Genomic DNA, 22,771 nt, shown 5'->3' on the forward strand with positions numbered 1-22,771 from the left:
CGCAAAGATAAATGACAGGTATGATAATCCAAATCCTGGGAAAAATCGCCTTAACCCTTATCTAAGACACAAGGGAGCCGGCGGCTTTCGGCATGATAATTGAGGAGTATATGCAGTATTGGGGAAAACTGCTCGGGGTCATCGTTGCCATTTGGTCTGGCGCGGGATTCTGGGGTGTAGTTTTGGGGCTGATTGTCGGTCATATGATCGACACTGCGCGCAGCAACAAGCGCAGTCGGGGCTTTTTCGCCGATCAGCAAACGCGGCAAACGCTGTTTTTCCGCACCACTTTTCAGGTGATGGGTCACCTGACCAAATCAAAAGGGCGCGTTACCGAGGCGGATATTCAGATCGCCAGCCTGTTTATGGATCGTCTGCAACTGCACGGCGAAGCCCGTACGGCGGCGCAGCAGGCGTTTCGCGAAGGCAAACAGAGCCAGTTCCCGCTGAGAGAGACGCTGCAGCAGTTCCGCAGCATCTGTTTCGGGCGTTTTGACCTGATTCGGATGTTTCTGGAAATTCAAATCCAGGCAGCGTTTGCCGACGGCTCGCTGCATCCGAACGAACGTCAGGTGCTGTATGTGATCGCTGAAGAGCTGGGCATTTCACGCGCGCAGTTCGATCAGTTCCTCAGCATGATGGAAGGCGGGCGCCAGTTTGGCGGCGGCCAGCAGGGCGGCTATCAGCAAGCGCAACGCGGGCCAACGCTGGAGGATGCCTGCAAAGTGCTGGGCGTCAGCAGCAGTGACGACGCTACCACCATCAAGCGCGCCTACCGCAAGCTGATGAGCGAACACCATCCGGATAAACTGGTGGCGAAAGGTTTGCCGCCGGAAATGATGGAAATGGCCAAGCAGAAAGCGCAGGAGATTCAGGCGGCGTATGACCTGATCAAGCGCGAGAAAGGCTTCAAATAACTATACCCGTCATACTTGACGCTGCCTCTTTGTTGGTTGCGCCTGCTCACCCTGGTCACATAGTTGGCTATGTTCCCGGGGATTTCCAGGCTTGCCGCCTCGATGCAACGCCAATTATTTAGGGTATAGATTCGTCATACTTCGAGCCGCAGGGGCCCAGCATGCTGGGCCCGTTTTAAATGCGATTCAGAAATCCGGCTCGGCGCGGAAATGCATCGGCGTCAGGAATGCCGGATGGGTGATGCGCAGTTCCTGCGCATGCAGTTGCAATCGCGGCGCCATTGCCTTGGCTTCGGGGTGCGCATAGAACCCGTCGCCGAGGATCGGGTGGCCCAGCGCCAGCATATGCACACGCAACTGGTGAGAGCGGCCGGTGATCGGCGTCAGTTTTACCCGCGTACTGCCATCGGCATCGCGCGACAACACCAGATACTCGGTTTGCGCCGCTTTGCCGGTTTCGAAACACACCTTCTGCAGCGGCCGGTTCGGCCAGTCGCAAATCAGCGGTAAATCCACCACCCCTTCATCGTGCTCCAGATGGCCCCATACGCGGGCGATATAGCATTTCTTCGGCTCGCGATCGCGGAACTGACGTTTGAGCTCACGCTCTGCGGCCTTGTTCAGCGCCACCACAATCACCCCGCTGGTTGCCATATCCAGACGATGCACCGATTCGGCGGCCGGAAAGTCCGCCTGAATGCGCGTCATCAGGCTGTCTTTGTTTTCCGGCGCGCGGCCGGGCACCGACAGCAGGCCGCTAGCCTTGTTGACCACGATAATGTGCTCATCCTGATACAGAATATGCATCGGGTCCTGAGGGGGATTGTAGGGTTCCATCTTGGCTCCGCTGAAAGTGACCGTACGGGGAACCGGAGTTCCCCGTAACGCAGGTTACTGGTGAGTGACCACCACCAGACGGATAGCGTCCAGACGCCATCCCGCTTCATTCAGGTTGACCAGCACCTGTTTACGGTTGAACTCCAGCGCTTCCACTTCGTCATCACGGATGTTCGGGTTAACCGCCTTCAGCGCTTCCAGACGCGCCAGTTCGGTGCTCAGCTTGTCGTCCGCTTCCTGTTTCGCCTGTTCAATCAGCGCGCGCGCCTGGTCTTCAACCAGGTTTTCCGCCTGTTGCAGCATGGCGTGTACGTCCTGCTGTACGGCGTTGACCAGCTTGCTGGAGGTATGGCGGTTGACCGCGTTCAACTGGCGGTTGAAGCTTTCGAATTCGACCTGCGCCGCCAGGTTGGTGCCTTTGCGGTCCATCAGCATGCGGATTGGCGTCGGTGGCAGGAAGCGGGTCAGTTGCAGGTGTTTCGGCGCCTGCGCCTCCACCACGTACACCAGTTCGACCAGCAAGGTGCCGACCGGCAGCGCCTTGTTTTTCAACAGAGACACCGCACAGCTGCCGGTATCGCCGGACAGGATCAGGTCCAGGCCGTTACGGATGATTGGGTGTTCCCAACTGACGAACTGCGCGTCTTCACGCGACAGCGCCTGCTCGCGATCGAAGGTGACGGTGCAGCCGTCTTGCGGCAGGCCAGGGAAGTCCGGTACCAGCATGTGATCGGACGGCGTCAGCACAATCAGGTTGTCGCTGCGATCGTCCTGGTTGATGCCGACGATGTCGAACAGGTTAAGCGCAAAGCCCACCAGATTGACGTCGTTGTCCTGATTGGCGATGGCCTCCGCCAGTGCCTGAGCTTTCTCGCCGCCGTTGGAGTGCATTTCCAGCAGGCGATCGCGGCCCTGCTCCAGTTGCGCCTTGAGGTGGTCGTGCTGTTGGCGGCAAGCGTGAATGAATTCGTCCAGCCCTGCATGTTCGGTCGGCGTAGCCAGGAAGCCAATCAACTGCTCATAGCCGCTGTCATAAATGGTGCGGCCGGTCGGGCAGGTGTGCTCAAAGGCATCCAGCCCTTCATGGAACCAACGAACCAGCACCGCCTGAGCGGTGTTTTCCAGGTACGGCACCATGATTTCAATTTCATGCATCTGGCCGATACGGTCCAGACGGCCGATACGCTGCTCCAGCAGATCCGGGTTGAACGGCAGGTCGAACATGACCAGGTGGCTGGCGAACTGGAAGTTACGGCCTTCGGAACCGATCTCCGAGCACAGCAACACCTGGGCGCCGTCTTCTTCTGAGGCGAAGTAGGCGGCGGCGCGGTCACGCTCGATAATCGACAGCCCTTCGTGGAACACCGCAGCGCGGATCGCTTCACGCTCACGCAGCACCTGTTCCAGTTGCAGCGCGGTGTCGGCCTTGGCGCAGATCACCAGCACTTTCTTATCGCGGTTGGCGACCAGGTAGTCCAGCAGCCACTCTACGCGCGGATCAAAGTTCCACCAGGTGGCGTTCTCGCCTTCGAACTCCTGGTAGATTTGCTCCGGGTACAGCATGTCGCGCGCGCGTGCTTCAACCGTTTTCTTCGCCCCCATGATGCCGGACACTTTGATGGCGGTCTGGTACTGGGTCGGCAGCTGCAGCTTGATTTGGTGCAGATTGCGGTGCGGGAAGCCTTTAACGCCGTTGCGGGTGTTGCGGAACAGCACGCGGCTGGTGCCGTGGCGATCCATCAGCATGGTGACCAGTTCCTGGCGCGCCTGCTCTGCACCCTCGGCGTCGCTATTGGCGGCCTTCAGCAGCGGTTCGATGTCCTGCTCGTCGATCAGTTCGCCCAGCATGTTCAGCTTGTCATCGGCCAGACGCTCGCCGCTCAGCAACAGGGTGACGGCATCGGCGACCGGGCGGTATTTTTGCTGTTCGCTGACGAATTCTTGGTAATCGTGGAAACGGCTCGGATCCAACAGGCGCAGACGGGCGAAGTGGCTTTGCTGGCCAAGCTGCTCCGGGGTTGCGGTCAGCAGCAGTACGCCAGGGATGTGTTCCGCCAGTTGTTCGATGACCTGGTATTCGCGGCTCGGCGCGTCTTCGCTCCAGGCCAGGTGGTGGGCTTCATCGACCACCAGCAGATCCCACTGGGCGTCCGCCAGCTCTTCCAGGCGCTGCTTGTTGCGGCGCACGAAGTCCAGTGAGCAGATCACCAACTGTTCGGTTTCAAACGGATTGCTGCTGTCGAGTTTGGCTTCCGAATAACGGCTGTCGTCGAACAGCGAGAAATAGAGGTTGAAGCGGCGCATCATTTCGACCAGCCACTGGTGTTGAAGCGTTTCCGGCACCACGATCAGTACGCGCTCGGCGCGGCCCGCCAGCAGTTGCTGATGGATGATCATCCCGGCTTCGATGGTTTTCCCCAGACCGACCTCATCCGCCAGCAGTACGCGCGGCGCATGGCGCTGCCCGACTTCATAAGCGATGTGCAACTGGTGGGGGATCAGGCTGGCCCGCATGCCGCGCAGGCCGGCGAACGGCAGGCGATACTGCTCGCTCTGGTATTTACGCGCGCGAAAACGCAGGGCGAAGCGATCCATACGGTCGATCTGGCCGGCAAACAGACGGTCCTGCGGCTTGCTGAAGGTCAGTTTGCTGTCCAACAGCACTTCGCGCATCGCCACGCCGCTTTCCTGGGTGTCCAGGCGGGTGCCGATATAGGTCAGCAGGCCGTTATCCTCTTTGACCTCTTCTACCTGCAGCTCCCACCCTTCGTGGTTACTGATGGTGTCGCCCGGATTGAACATCACGCGGGTGATTGGCGAGTCACTTCTGGCATAGAGGCGGTTTTCACCGGTGGCGGGGAAAAGCAGGGTAACCATGCGCACATCCAGCGCCACGACGGTTCCCAGACCTAATTCGCTTTCCGTATCGCTGATCCAGCGTTGACCAAGTGTAAAAGGCATATGTTGTTGGCTCGATTCTTTTTAAGTAAGTCTTGTTACCGGGCGGGAAGGGCCGCGGCACCTGTATCAAACGTTTGCTAATCCCGGTTTATTTTAATTTGACGGGCAATAGCTGTTCACGCCATGCGGGCGTCGCGAGACGGCATGGGCGCAGCGTGGTTCAGAATTTGGGAAGGGCGCTATGGTAATGGAAGGCGGCGCGTTCGTCACCTGCAAAACCCGATGATTTTTCTTAACCCTTCGCCAAAGCCCGCATGGCGGGCGCAATGTCAGAATAGCCCCATCTGCCCGGTGACCAGCGTGGTAAAATCGTCATGCAGAAAAGGGAGTATAGCGTCTGCCACCGGTTGCAACTGGCGGTCCAGATAATGCTGGTAATCAATCGCCGATTGCTGGGTCTCCAGGGGTTCCGGCCCAGCCACTGTCATGACGTAGCTGATCCAGCCGCCGCTCTGATATTGCAGCGGCCGCCCCTGTTGACGATTATAGTCGTCGGCGATACGGGCTGCGCGGACATGCGGCGGCACGTTGCGCTGATACTCTTCCAGTTTCCTGCGCAGGCGCTTGCGGTAGACCAGCCGATCGTCAAAGTCGCCGTTAAGCGTTTTGCTGACGTATTCACGCACAAAATCCTGATACGGCTGCTGTTTGAATATGCGCTGGTACAGCAACTGCTGGAACTGTTGCGCCAGCGGCGTCCAGTCGGTACGCACCGTTTCCAGCCCTTTGTAGACCATTTCTTCGCTGCCGTCGGCTTTGACGATCAGCCCGGCATAGCGCTTTTTGCTGCCCTGCTCGGCGCCGCGGATGGTGGGCATCAGGAAGCGCGAGTAATGGGTTTCAAACTCCAACTCCAGCGCGTTCTCCAGCCCGAATTGCTGCTGAAGATGCTGCTGCCACCAGTGGTTAACCTGTTGCACCAGCGCCCTGCCAATCTGCGCCGCCTGCTGTTCGCTGTGTGGCTGTTTCAGCCAGACGAAGGTGGAATCGGTGTCGCCGTAGATCACCTGATAGCCCTGTGCCTCGATCAGTTCGCGTGTCTGGCGCATGATCTCATGGCCGCGCAGAGTGATCGACGACGCCAGGCGGGGATCGAAAAAGCGACAGCCGCTCGATCCCAACACGCCGTACAGCGCGTTCATGATGATTTTTAAAGCCTGGGATAACGGCTTGTTCTGTTGGCGCTTTGCCGCTTCGCGTCCTTGCCAGATTTGTTCGACGATCGCCGGCAGGCAGTGTTTGCCGCGCGAGAAACGCGCGTGGCGAAAACCGGGTACCGAATCGGCATCGCTTGGGTGCTGCATGCCTTCCACCAGCCCGACCGGATCGATCAGGAAGGTGCGGATGATCGACGGGTACAGGCTTTTGTAATCCAGCACCAGCACCGAATCATACAGGCCGGGTTGGGAATCCATGACAAAGCCGCCGGGGCTGTGTTCCTCCGGCTGCTCGCCGAGGTTGGGCGCCACAAAGCCCAGCCGGTGCATGCGCGGCATATACAGGTTACTGAACGCGGCCACCGAGCCGCCGCTGCGGTCCGTCGCCAGCCCGGTGACGGTCGCTCGCTCCAGCAAGAAGGTCAGCAGCTCGGCTTTGGCGAAAATCCGCGTGACCAACTCGCAGTCCTTCAGGTTGTAGCGCGCCAGCGCCGGTTTGTCTTCGGCGAAGCGCCGATCGATTTCCGCCATCCGTTGGTAAGGGTTATCGATGGATTTACCTTCTCCCAGCAGCGCCTGCGCTACGTATTCCAGGCTGAAAGAAGGGAAGTTCCAGGTGGCGGATTTCAACGCTTCTATACCGTCGATAATCAGCCGCCCGGCGGCAGAGGCGAAAAAGTGATTTTGCTTGAAGCCGTGCTCGCGCCACTCCAGCAGGTTGCCGCCACGGCCCAGCCGCAGAGGGATTTGATAGCGCTCGGCGTGTTTTTGCAGTACGCGCAAATCGAACTGCACCAGGTTCCAGCCGATGATGGCGTCCGGATCGTGCCGTTCCAGCCACTGATTCAGCCGCTCCAGCATCTGTGGACGGCTGGTGCAGTATTCCAGCTCGAAATCCAGCGGTTCATTGCCGCCGTTGACCGGCCCCAGCATGTACACCTGGCGTTGGCCGCAACCTTCCAGCGCGATTGAATACAGCTCGCCGTGGGCGGTGGTTTCAATGTCCAGCGAGACCATTTTCAGCGTCGGGCGATAATCCGGCGCCGGTTTCATCTGGCCGTCGAGCAGTGGGCCGCTGCCGTTGGGCCGGCCGCTGAACCACACCGGCGCAGTGATAAAACGCTCCATCAGGTAGCGTTCCGGCGGGCGGATATCGGCTTCGTAGACAGTGATGCCGCCGTCTTTCAGCAGCTTTTCCAGTTTGATCAATTGACGGTGCTGACGGCAATACAGCCCCAGCACCGGGCGGTGATGGAAATCGGTCAGCGGCAGGGTTTTCAGCTCCAGTTGCCGCTCTTCACGCAGCAACAGCTCAGCGCGCTGGCGCTGTTCGGCGGGGATAAAGGCCACGGAGGTTTGCGGAGGCAGGCGAAGTTGCTGCGGCCCGTGGTCGGTCGCCAGCCAGAACTCCACCTCGGTACCTGCGGGCGTATCGCGCCAGTGGCGGGTGAGCAGAAAACCCTGTTGGAGTGACATCACGCGGTTCCTGAGAAGCTAAACTGAAAGGGGATAGGCATAAGTTACAGTATGGGTTTTTATACAGTGTTTGTCCATTGCCGGGCGGTTCCGCTAAAAACGCATACAATTCATCGGTTGACTCACCTCCGGCCGCACCGGACAATCCCACGCCCACGCGCTTTTGATAACGAGTAGAGGTTTATGGAAGCCTATTTGCAGCATTTGATCACCCAGTCATTGGCTTTCACTCTGATGGTCGTCATGTTTGTCGCGTTCCTGGAATCGCTGGCACTGGTGGGGTTGCTGTTGCCGGGAACGGTAATGATGGCCAGCATCGGCGCGCTGATCGGCAGCGGCCAGGTGGATTTTTATTACGCCTGGGGGGCGGGGATCCTCGGTTGCCTGCTGGGGGATTGGATCTCGTACTTTATCGGCCGTGCTTTCAAGGGGCCACTGCACCGCTGGTCATTTCTAAAAAAGAACAAGGCGATGCTGGACAAGACCGAGCACGCGCTGCATCAACACAGTATGGCGACCATTCTGATTGGCCGTTTTGTCGGCCCGACGCGCCCGCTGGTGCCGATGGTGGCCGGGATGCTCGATCTGCCGCCGTACAAATTCGCCCTGCCTAACATTGTCGGCTGCATCACCTGGCCGCCGGTCTATTTCTTCCCGGGTATTCTGGCCGGTGTGGCGATAGACATTCCTGCCAGCGCCAACAGCGCGTTATTCAAATGGTTGCTGTTTGCGGTGGTGGTGCTGATTTGGCTGGCCGCCTGGTTGAGCTGGCGTTGGTGGCGTGAAGGCAAGCGCAGTGCCGATCGGCTGAGCACCTGGCTGCCGCCGGTGCGGTTGCGGATGGCTTGCGTGCTGAGTTGGGTGCTGGCGTTCGGTACCTTTTACTCCCTATACCAACAGCCGTTGATGCCGGTGTATCGGCATCTGCTGTGGAAGGTGCTGGCCGGCTGATGTCGGACAGCAAATTTTATCCCCTATGGATTTCATGCGACAGCTAGGCGGCAAGAACCTAAACTCCCGGAGCTTACTTAGGTAAGTGACTGGGGTTTAGGGACGCAGCCAACAACGCTGCCGCTTGAAATACGACGGGGATATCATTATTGGAAGAACGTTTCCAACTGTTCAAACACCCGCACATCTTCGCTGTGGCGTTTCACCTGCAGCACGTCCTCGAGTTTTTCTACCTGGCTGATCATTTGCACCAGCCGTTGATCGTCCGCCACCAATAGCCAGATGCGGCTCTGCTTGCCGTCTTTCAGCGGCATGCACAGAATGCCTTCCACGTTGAAGGCGCGGCGCGCAAACAGACCGCACACGTGCGACATCACGCCGGGATGGTTGCGGACCGACAGCTCAAGGATCACCTGTGGATTATTGTGTTGTTCTGACATGGCTTATTCTCCAATCATGTCGATGTTGGCGGCGCCCGGCGGCACCATCGGGAAGACTTTTTCATTGATATCGATCAGCGCGTGGATCAGGCACGGGCCAGGGCGTTGGATCGCCTCGGCCAGCGCGGTCTGCGGATCTTCTGCGGCGTTCAGATCGCAGGTGTCCAGCCCGAAACCAGCGGCAATTTTGATAAAATCGGTGCGTTTCGGGTAGGCGGCGGCAAAGATGCGCTGCTGGTAGAACAGGGTTTGCTGCTGATGCACCAGCCCCAGCGCCTGATTGTTCATCAGGATAATCTTCACGTCCAAATTGTGCTCGACGGCAGTCGCCATTTCCTGAATGTTCATCATCAGGCTGCCGTCGCCGGAGAAGCACAGTACCTTGCGCTGCGGTTCGGCCAGTGCTGCGCCGATAGCCGCCGGCAGGCCGAAGCCCATGGTGCCCAGGCCGCCGGAGGTCAGCCACTGGCGCGGCCGGCTGAGTGGATAGGCTTGCGCCACCCACATCTGATGCTGGCCCACGTCGGTGGTGATGATGGCGCTTTCATCCACGCAGCGCGCGGCGGCCAGCACCAGCCCATAGTGGCTCAGCGGATCTTCGGCGTTCGGCATGCTGAACGGGAACTCGCGTTTCAGGCCGTTGACGGTGTCCAGCCACTCGCTGCGCGGCTGCGCTTCAATCTGTGGCAACAGTTGTTGCAGCACCTGGCCGACGTCGGCATGAATGGCAATATTCGCTTGCTTCACCTTGCCCAGTTCGGCGCGATCGATATCCACGTGAATGATGCTGGCGTTAGGGCAGAACTGTTCGGTTTTGCCAATCGCCCGATCGTCAAAGCGTGCGCCCAATACGATCAGCAGATCGGCTTCCTGCAGAATAAAGTTGGTGCTGCGGGCCGCATGCATCCCCAGCATGCCCAGTGACAGCGGATGCTGCACCGGCATGGCACCCAGCGCCATCAGCGTCATGGTGGTCGGCAGGTTGGCGCGTTCGGCCAGCTCAATCGCTTGTTGGTAGGCGTTGGCGCAGATAATGCCGCCACCCAGATACAGCACCGGGCGCTTGGCCTGGTTGATCATTGCGGCGGCTTGCGCCACTGCTGCGGCTTCAAAGGCCGGCGCTGCGTCAGGCACTGCGACGGGCGGCAGTTCATCCAGACTGATCACCGCCGTTTGTACGTCTTTCGGCACGTCAATCCATACCGGGCCGGGGCGACCGGATTCGGCGATGCGGAATGCGTCGCAGATCACCTGCGGCAGTTCGCGGATGTCGCGCACCAGGTGGTTGTGTTTGGTGATGGGAATCGAGATGCCGTAGGTATCCACTTCCTGGAAGGCGTCGGTGCCAATCATTGAAGAGGGCACCTGGCCGGTGATGCACACCAGCGGGATGGAATCGAGTTTGGCGTCGGCGATGGCGGTGACCAGATTGGTCGCCCCCGGCCCGCTGGAGGCGATGCAGACCGCCGCCTTGCCGTTGGCGCGCGCCATGCCCTGCGCCATAAAGCCCGCGCCCTGTTCGTGGCGTGCCAGCACGTGGTGAATGCGGGTGCTTTGGCTCAGCGCGTCATACAGCGGCAGTGCTGCGCCGCCGGGAATGCCGGCTACGGTGGTGATGCCCTGGCGCTCCAGCAAATGAACGATCAGTTCTGCGCCGGTGAAGCGTTGGCCTTGATGTGGCGTGCCCGAAATTGCCATGTTCCTATCCTTTCTCAGGGCCGGTTCGCTTTTCTGGGCAGGGGGCTAAAACAAGAAACCCCGCCCGGTTTGCGCCGGCGGGGTTTGGGAATCGATGCGTTGATTCGGACCCTACGGCGCATTGCCGACGACCACCACCACACGCACGACGACCATCACCGCGGCTGGTAGCGCGGTAACTAGTAGGGTCGAAGTCAGCGAGGATGCGATCACAGGGAACCTTATCATCAATAATAAAAGTCAGGTTTTTATAAAACCACAGGCGAAAAATTCGCACAACAGGTTTATTCGTCCAGCATAAAAAACGCGCTGCAGATCACGGTTTGTGCGAAATGCCCAGCACCCGGGCTTCCGGCGCGCTGCCGTCCAGTAGTGCCTGCGTGGAGCCGTCGTAATAAATCCGCCCGTCGACCACCAACAGGGTGCGCGGCGCGATGCGTGCGGCGTCATCCAGGTTGTGCGACACCATCAGCAGCGTCAGGTTGCGTTGGTCGCAAACCTCTTGCAACAGTTGCAGCATCTCATTGCGCAGCGCGGGGTCGAGCGCCGAGAACGGCTCGTCGAGCAGCAGAATGGGCTGCTGGCGAATCAGGCAACGAGCCAGGGCTGCGCGCTGGCGCTGGCCACCGGAAAGCTGCGACGGCAGGCGTTGCAGATGCTCTTCCAACCCCACCTGGCGGGCAATCTGCGCCAACTGTTGTTGCTGGTCCGCGTTCAGCCGTAGCCCGGGGTCAAGGCCCAATCCGATGTTCTGCGCTACCTTCAGGTGGGCGAACAGGTTGTTTTCCTGAAACAGCATCGAGACCGGCCTTTTGGCCGGCGGCGTGCCGGTGTGGTCGCTACCGTTCAGCAGCAGCTTGCCGCTGGCGGCCGGCAGGAAACCGGCGATCAGGCTGAGCAGGGTGCTTTTACCCGCGCCGCTGGGGCCGAGCACCGCGACACGTTCGCCCGGCTGGATACGCAGGTCAAAGCGCATCGGCAGGTGTTCATACAGATAGGTCAGTTTTTCAAGCGTCAGCATATGTCCTTCATCTTTCAAGTTGCCGCTGTGTTGGCTTTCTTCACTTATCCCAGTCACTTAGTGGACTAAGCCCCTGGGAATTCGCTCAGTCGCCGCCTTGCTGCAGCTTGAAATCTATTGGGCAGAGCGCCCCGGTAAGCGTTCGATCAGGGTAAACAGCAGGAAGCACAGCAGCAGAAGCAACAGTGCGGTGACCGCGCCGTCATTGCTGCGATAGGCGCCGATCTGCTGATACAGGTAAAAAGGCAGAGTACGGAACTGCTCGTTGCCAAACAGGGCAACCACGCCGAAATCGCCGATCGACAGTACGCAGGCGAAAGCCAGCGCCTGCGCCAGCGGGCGGCGCAGCGCTTTCAGCTCGATCCAGCGCAGCCGCTGCCAGCCGTGCATACCCAGCGACAGGCACAGCGGGTTGTAACGCTCGGCCAGGTCTCGCATCGGGTTTTCCAACACCTTCAGGGCGTAGGGTACCGCCATCAGCGCATTGGTGAGGATCACCAACGCATAGGGCGATTGCGGCAACCCGACAGTATCGCTCAACAGCAGGAAGAAACCGGTGGCCAGTACGATCCCCGGCATCGCCAGAATCACCATGCCGCTCAGTTCAAGCGTTTGGCCCCAGCGTAGCCGCTGTTGCAGCTTCAGTTCACGGCTGCTCCACAGCAGCATCATGGTCAACACCACGCACAACGCGCCGGCCCCGAGCGCGATACGCAGTGACGTGAACAACGCTTGCCACAGCACCTGCTGTTGCAGGACGTTGACCATCGTCTGATTGGCGCCATCGGCAATCACCGCCAGCAGCGGGGGCAGCAGCAACAGCAGGGCGGCGGCGATCAGCAGAAAATCGCTGGCGCGACGCCACAGGCTGTCTTCGGGATTGCGCCAGATGTGGGCCTGGGTACTGCCGACCGGCAGCGCCTGGCTCAGCCGCTGGCTGAGCACTACCAGGCCCAGACAGCACGCCAACTGGATCAGCGCCAGCAGGGCGGCGCGGCTGAGATCGTAGTCATAGCTGAGTGCCTGGTAGATCGCCAGTTCTATGGTGGTGGCCTGCGGCCCGCCGCCCAGTGACAGCACGGTGGCGAAGCTGGCGAAACAGAGCATGAAGATCAGCGCGCCGCTCGGCAGGATTTGGCGGCGCAACGCCGGCCACTCGACGAAGCGGAACTGTTGCCAGCCGTTCATGCCGAGCTGAGCCGCCAGTTGGCGCTGTTCGACCGGAATGTTTTCCAACGCCTGCAGCAGCAGGCGGGCGGCCAGCGGCAGATTGAAAAACATATGCGCCAGCAGGATGCCTTGCAGACCATAGGGGGAAAAACTGTAGTTGATGCCGAGCCAGCCGCACAGCAATGCCAGCCAGCCCTGCCGGCCATACACGCTGAGCAGGCCGAACACCGCCACCAATACCGGCAGCACCAGCGTCATGGCGCACAGCCGCAGCAGCAACAGCCGGCCGGGAAAGCGGCGGCGATACAGCGCGCGGGCCAGCGCGATGGCGGGTAGCACCGAGATCAGCGCGGACAGCAACGCCTGCCAGAAGGTAAAGCGGACTACGTGCCACAGGTAGCTGTCCTGCCACAGGCCACGCCAATCGCTTTCCGGTGCGTGCCGCCACAGCGAGCCCATCGCCAGCGCGGCGACGGTCAGGATCAGGCCGGCGGCCAGCAGCCCCGGCCAGAGCCAGTGCGGGATCAGCGGCTGACGGCGGTTTGCCATGCCCGGATCCAGCTACCGCGTTGTTTGGCGACCTCTTCGGCGCTGTATTGCAGCGCGGTCTGGGGTACGGTCATTTGCTCAAAACCGGCCGGCAGTTGAGTCTTGATCACCGGGTACATCCAGTTACCGGTTGGAATGGTGTTCTGGAACGCCGGGGTCACCATAAACTGCATGAAGCGCTCCGCCAGCTCAGGCTGCTTGCTGGCCTTGAGCTTGCCTGCCACTTCAACCTGCAGATAATGGCCCTCGCTGAAGTTGGCCGCGGCGTAGCTGTCTTTCTTCTCTTCGATCAGATGATAAGCCGGGGAGGTGGTGTAGCTGAGCACCAGATCGCCTTCGCCTTTCAGGAACAGGCCGTAGGCTTCACTCCAACCCTTGGTGACGGTGACGGTTTTCTTCGCCAGTTTCTGCCAGGCTTCCGGCGCTTTATCGCCAAACACTTTCTGCATCCACAGCAGCAGGCCCAGGCCTGGGGTGCTGGTGCGCGGATCTTCGTAGATCACCTTCCAGTTTTGATCGCCGTTGACCAGTTCCTGCAGGCTCTTTGGTGGGTTCTTCAGCTTTTCTTTGTTGTAAACGAAGGCAAAGTAGCCGTAGTCATAAGGCACGAAGGTTTTATCCTGCCAGCCGCCCGGCACGCTCAGTTTGGCGCCGTCAACGCGGCTTGGCGCGAATAAACCCGTTTGTTGCGCGGCCTGCAGCAGGTTGTTGTCCAGCCCCAGCACCACGTCGGCGGTGCTGTTTTTCCCTTCCATGCGCAGGCGGTTAAGCAGCGAAACGCCGTCTTCCAGCGCGACGAATTTCAGCTCGCAGTTGCAGTCTGCTTCAAATGCTTTTTTCACCGCCGGGCCTGGGCCCCAGTCGGCCGCGAAGGAATCATAGGTGTAGACCGTCAACGTGGGCTTGGCAAACGCCGGTGCGGCGCACAACAACAGTAATAAGGGCAGGCTTTTTTTGACCACTTTGCACTCCTGAAAGATAAGGGGGCAAAGGTATCTGAGGGCGAGGTGATTACACCGGGTCGCTATGCTCAAATCCCTCCGCCGGTATTGACCGGATCAGGTTCGACGGGTTTGTTCTCAGCAAAACCTGCACGCCGCGTTTTCATCGCGCCGCCGCCGTTTCGCACCCCGTTGAGACGGCGCTATTGTAGAGATTAACGGGCGCCGGCGAAAGGCGCTTATGCTTCCGGCGGCGCAAACCAGGCGGATTTAAAATCAAACCAGCCAAGGGTGTTCATGCGCACACCGCGCATGCTGCGCTGGCCGTGCAGTTGCAGCCAATGATGAAACAGCGGGTGTAACTGGTGACCGCTGACCAACCGTTGGCAAAAATCCGCCAGCGGCAGGGCATTGGCGCGCCATAACGCCGCATCTGCGGCGAGATCGTCATTCATGCAATGCTGCATCAACGGCAACTCATACAGGGTGGCGAACAGCGAGAACTCCAGCGGCAGGTAGAAGTTGGCGCTACCCAGCCACAGATCGCTGGTGGCCTCTCCTTTATGCCAGGCGTCGTAGTTCACCGTCTGCACGTTAAGCCGTACCCCGTGCAGCGTCAGCAGCGGTTCAATTGCCTGCTCAATCGCCTGGAATTCCGAGTGCTCGCTGTAGTAAGTCAGCGTCAGCTCGGTTAACCCGGCCGGCTTTGGCTGCTGCGCCAGCGCACGATTGTGATGCCAGCGCGGCAGGATGCCATAGGCCGGTGACCAATAGCGCTGATAAACCGCTCCGGCATTGCTCAGCAGCGAGATGGGGTTAATCAGCTCGCACAGCCAACTGCGAATGGCCGGATCGGCCGCCAGAGGAGAGCGTTGATCGAACAGCAGGAAATAGCAGCCTTCCTCCAGCCGGCTTTCCAGCTCGTTGTTGCCGGTGTCATCCGCCTGCAACTGCACGCCGGAATGCACCAGGTCCTCGGTGATATCTGGCAGCACCCAGATATTGACCTCATCGATCAGTGCACGGTAGCCGAAGTAGTCATCGAAGGCGTGAATTTTCATTTGGCTGCGGTGGTTGCGCACCACGCTGTATGGCCCGGTGCCCACCGGATGGCGCGAGAACTCCGGCATGCTTTGCCACTCGCGCGGCAGGATCATGGCAGGCACGCTGCCCAGCAGCCAAGGCAACCAGTAATCGGGGCTGTGCAGGTGCACGTCAATCACGAAAGGCGTCGGTGAGGTTACGCTCTCGATATGTGAAAATAGCGGCTGAGGGATCAGACGAGTGAGGGAGCTGATCACATCGTCCATTTCCAGCTCGCGCCCGTGATGAAAATGTATCGCCGGGCGCAGATAAAAACGCCAGTGCAAAGGCGTCAGCGCCTGCCAGTGATGCGACAGGTCCGACTCCAGTTCCCCGTTTTCCTCGTTTATCCGCGTCAGGCCGCTGAAAATCTGCCGGGCCAGATGAGTTTCCGAGCGTCGTAGCGCAGAGCCGGGCAGCAGGTTGTACAACTGGCGATAATAGAGCACGCGCAAGATATGTTTACCCTGCCGGAAACTGCGGCCAAGCTGGGACAGCAGCATCTGCCGCACCACGTTTTTATCGCCGACCAGTTGTACCAGCTGATCGATGCGGTCTTGCTCCAGCAGTTCCTCCGCTCGCTGCTGCTGCAGGGCCAGACCGGTATAGTGGAAGGTCAGCCGCGATCGCTTGCCGCGCCCCGATTCCGCCTGCCAGGTCAGCCACCCTTGCTGTTGCATGGCGCCGAGCAATGAACGCACGTGACGGCGCGAGCAAGTGAGCACTTCGGCCAACTCTTGCAGCGTGGTGTCGGTGGTCTCGCCGTGGCAGCGCTGCCACAGGCGAATGAACTGCTGTTGCAAACGTGAGGTAGACATAAAAGAGGAACTCTCCGGCATCAACTCATCAATTTATCTTTCCCCATATTACGCCGATAATTTTCCTCAATGAATGGGGGAGGGGCGAATGATGAAAGCTTTCTTGTCAAAACAGTTCTATCAGCGCTACTTCAGCGCGGTGCGCCGCCAGCACGCCGATTGGTTGGGACTGGTGCCGGAACAGGCGCGCCTGGAGATGTTGGCTCACCTGACCCAGTGGGATCTTAGGCTACGTCCCACCGTTGACCGTGGTGCCGTCGCAGACCCAAAAGCCCGTTATCCCGACGAAGGGAGCAACCCATAGTGGGCTATGGGCAAGCCCGCCAACACAGAAAACGGATTTTTGGGGCGCGACCCGAAGGGCTGGGGCCATTTGAGCGCACATTTGTGTTGCGCGCCGCTTATTTGGCCCACCAAACCTCACGACACGCGCCTTGCTGCACGCCCAAATGACAGCCAGCGGCGCTCACGTGCAACGGTGGGGCGTAGCCTCGATATGACGGACAAGCAATACCGCGAGCACCTCTGAGGTTGCGGTAGCAAAAATGTTTCTGAGTAATGGTGTTGTTCACCAGCCAGTGGGGTCATGCCCACTGGTTTTTTTATTATCGGTCGCGGTGATGTTCTTGCAATTTTTTCACCGTAGCCTAAGGTTTTGTCTTCCGCTTTAGGGGCAGGGACGAAGATATGAAACGACTGTACGGGTTGCCGCGCCGCTTTAATCCCATTTTTGCCGCATTCCTGCTGATTGCTTTTCTTTCCGGGATCGCCGGAGCGCTGATGGCACCGACGCTGAGTCTGTTCCTCACCACTGAAGTCAAGGTGCGGCCGCTTTGGGTGGGGTTGTTCTACACCGTCAACGCCATTGCCGGCATCGTCGTCAGCTTTCTGCTGGCCAAGCGTTCAGATACGCGTGGTGACCGACGCACGCTGATCCTGGTGTGTTGCCTGATGGCGGTCGGCAACTGCCTGCTGTTTGCCTTCAACCGCGACTACCTGACGCTGATCACCGCCGGGGTGCTGATGTCGGCGATTGCCAATACCGCCATGCCGCAGATTTTTGCTCTGGCGCGGGAGTATGCCGATAGTTCGGCGCGCGAAGTGGTGATGTTCAGCTCGGTCATGCGTGCGCAGCTGTCGCTGGCGTGGGTGATCGGTCCACCTCTGGCGTTCACGCTGGCGTTGAACTACGGCTTTACCTGGATGTTTGGGATTGCCGCCGCCACTTTCGCGATCTGTGCCTTGCTGGTGTGGTTTACCTTGCCTTCAGTGCCGCGCACCCAACCGGCGGCGCAGGGCGATGCGCTGGACGGTGTGCCTTCGGCCCCGATAGCGTCCGCCAGCGCCTGGCGAAACCGCGATGTGCGGTTGTTGTTTATCGCCTCGATGCTGATGTGGACTTGCAACACCCTGTACATCATCGATATGCCGCTGTACATCACCGCCGATCTGGGCCTGCCGGAAAACCTTGCGGGGTTGTTGATGGGCACGGCCGCCGGGCTGGAGATCCCGGCGATGCTGCTGGCCGGTTATTACGTCAAACGTTTCGGCAAGCGCAATATGATGCTGTTTGCCGTGGTGGCCGGCATCCTGTTTTATGCCGGATTGGCGGTGTTTAAATTCAAGCTGGCGCTGATGGCCTTGCAACTGTTCAACGCCATATTTATCGGCATCATCGCCGGTATCGGCATGCTCTATTTCCAGGATCTGATGCCAGGGCGGCCAGGTGCGGCGACGACCTTGTTTACCAACAGCATTTCCACCGGGGTGATCCTGGCCGGCGTGTTGCAAGGCGCACTGGTGGAAAACCTGGGGCACTATGCGGTTTACTGGTTGGCGACAGCCCTGGCGGTGGTGGCGCTGTGGATCAGTATCCGGGTTCGAGAAGTGTAAACGCTAACGTCATTAACATTGACGCATGTCATTGAGAACATTAAGCCAGAACCCCAAGCTATACGGACCTGGAGCGCGATAGCGGCGCTCTTGCCCATCTTGCTGCTGAGATGCCGATCCGTTTAGACCATTTGGGTATGCCATGGACAAACTAACACCGCTCAAACCTGTCCCCTCTTTGTGTGCCGTTGCCGCCGTTTTGCTTATTTGGTTTGTCATCCCGGTTCCTGAAGGGGTTGCGCCCAATGCCTGGCATCTGCTGGCGCTGTTTATCGGCACCATCATCGCCATCATCGGCAAGGCGATGCCGATTGGCGCCGTTTCGGTGGTGGCCATCGCGCTGGTGGCAATCACCGGGGTGACTAATCCCGGCAAACCGGGTGCAGCGCTGGAGGATGCGCTTAGCGGCTTCTCCAATCAGCTGATTTGGCTGATTGGCTTTTCGATCATGATCTCCTTTAGCCTCAACAAAACCGGGTTGGGTTCGCGGATCGGTTACTATTTTATTTCTCTGTTCGGCAAAAAGACGCTGGGTATCGCCTATGCGCTGACGCTGGCGGAACTCACTTTGGCGCCGGTTACCCCGAGCAATACCGCCCGTGGCGGCGGGATTATTCATCCGATAATGAAGTCGATCGCCGACAGCTTCGGATCCCGGCCGGAGCTGAACAGTTCCGGCAAGATTGGCCGTTATCTGGCGCTGGTGAATTACAATATCAACCCGGTGAGCTCGGCGATGTTCATTACCGCCACCGCGTCTAACCCTCTGATCGTAAGCCTGATCGCCAAAGGCACCGGCGGCAGCCTGGAACTGTCATGGTCGATGTGGGCGCTCGCCGCACTGGTGCCGGGGCTCTGTTCGTTGGCGGCGATACCGCTGGTGCTTTATCTGTTGTACCCGCCGGAGATTAAAAGCACCCCGGACGCACCGCGTTTTGCGCGGGAAAAACTCGCTGCATTGGGCCCGGTGACGTTGCCGGAGAAAATCACTTTAGGGGTGTTTGCCCTGCTGCTGGTGCTGTGGGCCGGCATTCCGGCGATGATCTTTGGCCCAGCGTGGCTGGTAAACCCGACCACGGCGGCGCTAATCGGCCTGGCGGTGCTGCTGGCGACCGGCGTGTTGAGCTGGGAGGACGTGCTGAAGCACAAGGGAGCCTGGGATACGGTGGTGTGGTTCTCTGCGCTGGTAATGATGGCCAGTTTCCTCGGCAAGCTTGGGCTGATTGACTGGCTGTCGCACTCCGTCGGCAGCGGCATCGATCATATGGGGATGAGCTGGGTGGGGGGCGCTATCTTGCTAACCGCCATCTATCTCTATTCGCATTATTTCTTTGCCAGCGCCACCGCTCACGTTACCGCTATGTTTGCCGCTTTTCTGGCTGCCGGAATGACATTGGGCGCACCGCCGGCGCTGCTGGGGTTGATTCTGGCGTTCGCCTCTTCTCTGATGATGTCGCTGACCCATTACGGTACCGGCACTGCGCCTATTGTCTTCGGTTCCGGTTACGTGACGCTGGGAGAATGGTGGAAAACCGGTTTTGTGGTGAGCGTGGTTAACCTGTTGATCTGGATCCTGATCGGCGGGGCGTGGTGGAAGTGGCTGGGTTACTGGTAATTCCCGTCATACTTGAAGTTGCCGCGGTGTTGACTGCGTGAGCGCACCCCTGTCACTTGGTTAGCCAAGTGACAGGGGATTGACTCACTTGCCGCCTTGCCGCAGCCCCAATTATTTAGGGTATTGGAAGACGATCAGTTCAGAAACGCCGGCTGCTGCGCCTCGTAGCGGGAGATGTCCGCTTCGTGTTGCAGCGTGAGGCCGATGCTGTCCAACCCGTGAATCATGCAGTGGCGGCGGAAGCTGTCGATCTCGAACGGATAGCTTTTTCCACCGGCATTCACCGTCTGATTTTCCAGATCCACCACAAACTCGGTACCTTCGTTTTCAACCACCAGCTTGAACAGCGTATCCACGTCCTGTTCGCTCAGTGTCACCGGCAGCAACTGGTTGTTGAATGAGTTGCCGTAGAAGATATCGGCGAAGCTTGGCGCTATCACCACGTTGAAACCGTAGTCGGTCAGCGCCCAAGGCGCATGCTCGCGTGAGGAGCCGCAGCCGAAGTTCTCACGCGCCAACAGGATGCTGGCCCCTTTGTAGCGCGGCTTGTTCAGCACGAACTCCGGGTTCGGTTGCTGGCCGGCGTCGTCCAAAAAGCGCCAGTCGTTAAACAGGTGCTGGCCGAAACCCGTACGGGTGACTTTCTGCAAAAACTGTTTTGGAATAATGGCGTCGGTGTCGACGTTGGCCGCATCCAAAGGCACCACTAAACCGGTATGTTGAGTAAATTTAGCCACGGTAGTGCCCCTTAATGAATATCACGGATATCGGCGAAATGGCCGGCAACGGCGGCGGCGGCAGCCATTGCCGGACTGACCAGGTGGGTGCGCCCACCGCGGCCCTGACGCCCTTCGAAGTTACGGTTGCTGGTGGATGCGCAGCGTTCGCCCGGATTCAGGCGGTCGTTGTTCATCGCCAGGCACATGGAGCAGCCCGGCAAACGCCATTCAAAACCGGCTTCAATAAAAATCTTGTCCAGACCTTCGGCTTCCGCCTGCGCTTTTACCGGGCCGGAGCCAGGCACCACGATGGCCTGAACGCCGTTGGCGACTTTACGCCCTTTGGCAATCGCCGCCGCCGCACGCAGATCTTCGATGCGCGAGTTGGTACAAGAACCGATAAACACTTTGTCGATCGGCACTTCCGTCAGCTTGATGCCCGGTTTCAGATCCATATAGGCCAACGCCTTCTCGGCCGAGGCGCGTTCGACCGGATCGCTAAAGGATTCCGGTGCCGGGATCGCCTGATTGACGGCGATCACTTGCCCTGGGTTGGTGCCCCAGGTCACCTGTGGCGCGATGTCTTCGGCGCGCAGGGTTACTACGGCGTCGAATTTGGCATCGTCGTCGGATTTCAGCGTGCGCCAGTAAGCGACGCCTTGTTCCCAACTCTCGCCGGTAGGCGCAAACTGACGGCCTTTCAGATAATCAAAGGTGGTGTCGTCCGGCGCGACCAGGCCCGCTTTGGCGCCCATTTCGATCGCCATGTTGCACAGCGTCATGCGGCCTTCCATGCTCAGCGCTTCAATCGCCTTGCCACAGAACTCCACCACGTGGCCGGTGCCGCCGGCACTGCCGGTTTTACCGATCACCGCCAGCACGATGTCCTTGGCGGTGATGCCTTCCGCAGCGACGCCGGTCACTTCAATTTTCATGGTCTTGGCGCGGCCCTGTTTCAGGGTCTGGGTCGCCAGCACGTGCTCCACTTCCGAAGTACCGATCCCAAAAGCCAGCGATCCGAAGGCGCCGTGGGTGGCGGTATGGGAGTCGCCACAGACGATGGTCATGCCCGGCAGCGTCATGCCCTGCTCTGGGCCGATAACGTGCACGATGCCCTGGAAGGGGTGGTTCAGGTCGTACAGCGAAACGCCGAACTCAGCGCAGTTCTTGATCAGTTCCTGCATCTGAATGCGGGCCATCTCGCCGCTGGCATTAATGTCTTTGGTCTGGGTGGACACGTTGTGGTCCATGGTGGCAAAGGTCTTGCCCGGCTGGCGTACTTTGCGGCCCATGGCGCGCAGACCGTCGAACGCCTGCGGAGAAGTGACTTCGTGCACCAGATGGCGATCGATATACAACAGCGGCGTTTCGTTTGGCGCTTCGTACACCACGTGGGCATCGTATAATTTCTGATATAACGTTTTCGACATGTTATGCCCCCTGAGCTACAAAGCGGGCGATGATGTCACCCATTTCATCGGTGCTGATGGCTTTGCCCTCACCGGCCAGATCGGCGGTGCGGTAACCTTGTTCCAGCGCCTGGTTGATGGCGCGTTCAATGGCGTCGGCCGCCTCAGAGGCCCCCAGGCTGTAACGCAGCAACAGGGTGGCGGACAGGATCTGGGCGATCGGGTTGGCGATGCCTTTACCCGCGATATCCGGCGCAGAACCGCCCGCAGGCTCATACAGACCAAAGCCCTGTTCGTTCAGGCTGGCAGAAGGCAACATGCCCATCGAACCGGTGATCATCGCGCATTCGTCGGACAAGATATCGCCGAACAGGTTGGAACACAGCAACACGTCGAACTGCGACGGGTCTTTAATCAGCTGCATGGTGGCGTTGTCGATGTACATGTGCGACAGCGACACGTCCGGATAGTCTTTGGCAACCTGGTTCACCACTTCGCGCCACAGAATGGAGCTTTGCAGCACGTTGGCCTTATCGATAGAGGTCACTTTGTTACGGCGTTTACGCGCGGACTCAAAGGCGATGCGCGCAATGCGTTCGATCTCGAAGCGGTGATACACCTCGGTATCAAAAGCGCGTTCCTGCATGCCCTGGCCTTCACGGCCTTTCGGTTGACCGAAGTAGATACCGCCGGTCAACTCACGCACGCACAGGATGTCAAAGCCACGGGCGGCGATATCGGCGCGCAGCGGACAAAATTCTTCCAAACCCTGGTACAGGCGGGCTGGACGCAGGTTACTGAACAGTTTGAAGTGCTTGCGTAACGGCAGCAATGCACCGCGCTCAGGCTGTTCTGCCGGTGGCAGGTGTTCCCATTTCGGGCCGCCCACCGAACCGAACAGGATCGCATCGGCCTGCTCGCACCCGCTGAGTGTGGCCTGCGGCAACGGGCTGCCGTGGCGATCGATGGCAATGCCACCGACGTCGTATTCGCTGGTGGTGATGCGGATATCAAAGCGCTGACGCACTGCGTCCAGCACCTTGTGCGCCTGAGCCATTACTTCCGGGCCGATTCCGTCTCCGGGCAAGACGGCAATATGGTAAGTCTTCGTCATGT

The 22,771-nt window shown here is 59.4% G+C and carries 18 protein-coding genes and 1 riboswitch; of the genes, 5 read left to right on the plus strand and 13 right to left on the minus strand.

What is annotated here, in order from left to right; translation table 11 throughout:
* Positions 1-110 precede the first annotated feature (110 nt).
* Entirely contained in the window at positions 111-917 is an 807-nt protein-coding gene (gene djlA / locus JEM67_RS04175) for a co-chaperone DjlA (protein ID WP_004950081.1), read from the plus strand.
* A gap of 186 nt (positions 918-1,103) precedes the next feature.
* Here the strand turns inward: djlA and rluA are convergent, their stop codons facing one another.
* The 3 genes from rluA to JEM67_RS04190 form a co-directional block, all read right to left on the minus strand.
* Positions 1,104-1,754: a bifunctional tRNA pseudouridine(32) synthase/23S rRNA pseudouridine(746) synthase RluA gene (gene rluA, locus JEM67_RS04180; RefSeq protein WP_199638228.1), complete on the minus strand. Its 651-nt coding sequence runs from the start codon at positions 1,752-1,754 to the stop codon at positions 1,104-1,106.
* Between the two features lie 54 nt (positions 1,755-1,808).
* Positions 1,809-4,715, minus strand: a complete 2,907-nt coding sequence (gene rapA / locus JEM67_RS04185; RefSeq protein WP_199638230.1) for an RNA polymerase-associated protein RapA — start codon at positions 4,713-4,715, stop codon at positions 1,809-1,811.
* 269 nt (positions 4,716-4,984) lie between these two features.
* Positions 4,985-7,348: a DNA polymerase II gene (locus JEM67_RS04190; protein WP_199638232.1), complete on the minus strand. Its 2,364-nt coding sequence runs from the start codon at positions 7,346-7,348 to the stop codon at positions 4,985-4,987.
* Positions 7,349-7,531: 183 nt separating this feature from the next.
* Between JEM67_RS04190 and JEM67_RS04195 the strand changes: the two genes are divergently transcribed.
* Positions 7,532-8,299, plus strand: a complete 768-nt coding sequence (locus JEM67_RS04195) for a DedA family protein (protein ID WP_199638234.1) — start codon at positions 7,532-7,534, stop codon at positions 8,297-8,299.
* Positions 8,300-8,445: 146 nt separating this feature from the next.
* On the opposite strand, the gene ilvN is transcribed toward JEM67_RS04195, so the two are convergent.
* The 7 genes from ilvN to sgrR form a co-directional block, all read right to left on the minus strand.
* Positions 8,446-8,739, minus strand: coding sequence for an acetolactate synthase small subunit (ilvN, locus tag JEM67_RS04200; protein WP_199638236.1), 294 nt, complete (start codon positions 8,737-8,739; stop codon positions 8,446-8,448).
* A 3-nt stretch (positions 8,740-8,742) separates the two neighbouring features.
* Positions 8,743-10,437 (minus strand): acetolactate synthase large subunit, encoded by a 1,695-nt coding sequence (ilvB, locus tag JEM67_RS04205; RefSeq protein WP_199638238.1) that lies wholly within the window; start codon positions 10,435-10,437, stop codon positions 8,743-8,745.
* 111 nt (positions 10,438-10,548) lie between these two features.
* A complete protein-coding gene (gene ivbL, locus JEM67_RS04210) occupies positions 10,549-10,665 on the minus strand; it encodes an ilvB operon leader peptide IvbL (protein ID WP_208295193.1) in 117 nt (38 codons plus the stop codon).
* A gap of 88 nt (positions 10,666-10,753) precedes the next feature.
* Positions 10,754-11,458 carry a thiamine ABC transporter ATP-binding protein ThiQ gene (thiQ, locus tag JEM67_RS04215; RefSeq protein WP_013811478.1) on the minus strand — a complete coding sequence of 235 codons (705 nt, stop codon included), beginning with the start codon at positions 11,456-11,458 and terminating at the stop codon, positions 10,754-10,756.
* A gap of 114 nt (positions 11,459-11,572) precedes the next feature.
* Positions 11,573-13,177 (minus strand): thiamine/thiamine pyrophosphate ABC transporter permease ThiP, encoded by a 1,605-nt coding sequence (gene thiP, locus JEM67_RS04220; RefSeq protein ID WP_199638240.1) that lies wholly within the window; start codon positions 13,175-13,177, stop codon positions 11,573-11,575.
* Positions 13,153-14,139, minus strand: a complete 987-nt coding sequence (gene thiB, locus JEM67_RS04225; protein ID WP_013811480.1) for a thiamine ABC transporter substrate binding subunit — start codon at positions 14,137-14,139, stop codon at positions 13,153-13,155. Before thiB ends, thiP begins: the two co-directional genes overlap by 25 nt.
* A gap of 55 nt (positions 14,140-14,194) precedes the next feature.
* A riboswitch (TPP riboswitch) is annotated at positions 14,195-14,320 on the minus strand.
* 37 nt (positions 14,321-14,357) lie between these two features.
* Entirely contained in the window at positions 14,358-16,019 is a 1,662-nt protein-coding gene (gene sgrR / locus JEM67_RS04230; RefSeq protein WP_199638242.1) for an HTH-type transcriptional regulator SgrR, read from the minus strand.
* Positions 16,020-16,107: 88 nt separating this feature from the next.
* On the opposite strand from sgrR, the gene sgrT reads away from it, so the two are divergent.
* From sgrT to JEM67_RS04245, 3 genes are all read left to right on the plus strand, one after another.
* Complete coding sequence (gene sgrT / locus JEM67_RS04235) at positions 16,108-16,323, plus strand: glucose uptake inhibitor SgrT (protein WP_199638244.1); 216 nt, start codon at positions 16,108-16,110, stop codon at positions 16,321-16,323.
* 383 nt (positions 16,324-16,706) lie between these two features.
* Positions 16,707-17,912, plus strand: a complete 1,206-nt coding sequence (locus JEM67_RS04240) for a sugar efflux transporter (RefSeq protein WP_199638246.1) — start codon at positions 16,707-16,709, stop codon at positions 17,910-17,912.
* A 142-nt stretch (positions 17,913-18,054) separates the two neighbouring features.
* A complete protein-coding gene (locus JEM67_RS04245; RefSeq protein WP_013811484.1) occupies positions 18,055-19,527 on the plus strand; it encodes a DASS family sodium-coupled anion symporter in 1,473 nt (490 codons plus the stop codon).
* 134 nt (positions 19,528-19,661) lie between these two features.
* Here JEM67_RS04245 and leuD read toward each other — a convergent pair whose 3' ends face one another.
* The 3 genes from leuD to leuB are packed head-to-tail and all read right to left on the minus strand — an operon-like array spanning position 19,662 to position 22,769.
* A complete protein-coding gene (leuD, locus tag JEM67_RS04250) occupies positions 19,662-20,264 on the minus strand; it encodes a 3-isopropylmalate dehydratase small subunit (protein WP_199638248.1) in 603 nt (200 codons plus the stop codon).
* Positions 20,265-20,275: 11 nt separating this feature from the next.
* A complete protein-coding gene (gene leuC / locus JEM67_RS04255; RefSeq protein WP_013811486.1) occupies positions 20,276-21,676 on the minus strand; it encodes a 3-isopropylmalate dehydratase large subunit in 1,401 nt (466 codons plus the stop codon).
* Position 21,677: 1 nt separating this feature from the next.
* On the minus strand, positions 21,678-22,769 hold the full coding sequence (gene leuB / locus JEM67_RS04260; RefSeq protein ID WP_004950110.1) for a 3-isopropylmalate dehydrogenase: 1,092 nt from the start codon (positions 22,767-22,769) through the stop codon (positions 21,678-21,680).
* Between the last annotated feature and the right edge of the window lie 2 nt (positions 22,770-22,771).

The organism is Serratia sp. PAMC26656 (assembly GCF_016469055.2).
In the GTDB taxonomy this organism is placed as follows: Bacteria; Pseudomonadota; Gammaproteobacteria; order Enterobacterales; family Enterobacteriaceae; genus Serratia; species Serratia plymuthica.

Bases quoted from the DNA above. Each gene is read 5' to 3' on its own strand.
- djlA (WP_004950081.1), top strand. From the start codon at position 111: ATGCAGTATTGGGGAAAACTGCTCGGGGTCATCGTTGCCATTTGGTCT.
- rluA (WP_199638228.1), bottom strand. From the start codon at position 1,754: ATGGAACCCTACAATCCCCCTCAGGACCCGATGCATATTCTGTATCAG.
- rapA (WP_199638230.1), bottom strand. From the start codon at position 4,715: ATGCCTTTTACACTTGGTCAACGCTGGATCAGCGATACGGAAAGCGAA.
- JEM67_RS04190 (WP_199638232.1), bottom strand. From the start codon at position 7,348: ATGTCACTCCAACAGGGTTTTCTGCTCACCCGCCACTGGCGCGATACG.
- JEM67_RS04195 (WP_199638234.1), top strand. From the start codon at position 7,532: ATGGAAGCCTATTTGCAGCATTTGATCACCCAGTCATTGGCTTTCACT.
- ilvN (WP_199638236.1), bottom strand. From the start codon at position 8,739: ATGTCAGAACAACACAATAATCCACAGGTGATCCTTGAGCTGTCGGTC.
- ilvB (WP_199638238.1), bottom strand. From the start codon at position 10,437: ATGGCAATTTCGGGCACGCCACATCAAGGCCAACGCTTCACCGGCGCA.
- ivbL (WP_208295193.1), bottom strand. From the start codon at position 10,665: ATGATAAGGTTCCCTGTGATCGCATCCTCGCTGACTTCGACCCTACTA.
- thiQ (WP_013811478.1), bottom strand. From the start codon at position 11,458: ATGCTGACGCTTGAAAAACTGACCTATCTGTATGAACACCTGCCGATG.
- thiP (WP_199638240.1), bottom strand. From the start codon at position 13,177: ATGGCAAACCGCCGTCAGCCGCTGATCCCGCACTGGCTCTGGCCGGGG.
- sgrR (WP_199638242.1), bottom strand. From the start codon at position 16,019: ATGTCTACCTCACGTTTGCAACAGCAGTTCATTCGCCTGTGGCAGCGC.
- sgrT (WP_199638244.1), top strand. From the start codon at position 16,108: ATGATGAAAGCTTTCTTGTCAAAACAGTTCTATCAGCGCTACTTCAGC.
- JEM67_RS04240 (WP_199638246.1), top strand. From the start codon at position 16,707: ATGAAACGACTGTACGGGTTGCCGCGCCGCTTTAATCCCATTTTTGCC.
- JEM67_RS04245 (WP_013811484.1), top strand. From the start codon at position 18,055: ATGGACAAACTAACACCGCTCAAACCTGTCCCCTCTTTGTGTGCCGTT.
- leuC (WP_013811486.1), bottom strand. From the start codon at position 21,676: ATGTCGAAAACGTTATATCAGAAATTATACGATGCCCACGTGGTGTAC.
- leuB (WP_004950110.1), bottom strand. From the start codon at position 22,769: ATGACGAAGACTTACCATATTGCCGTCTTGCCCGGAGACGGAATCGGC.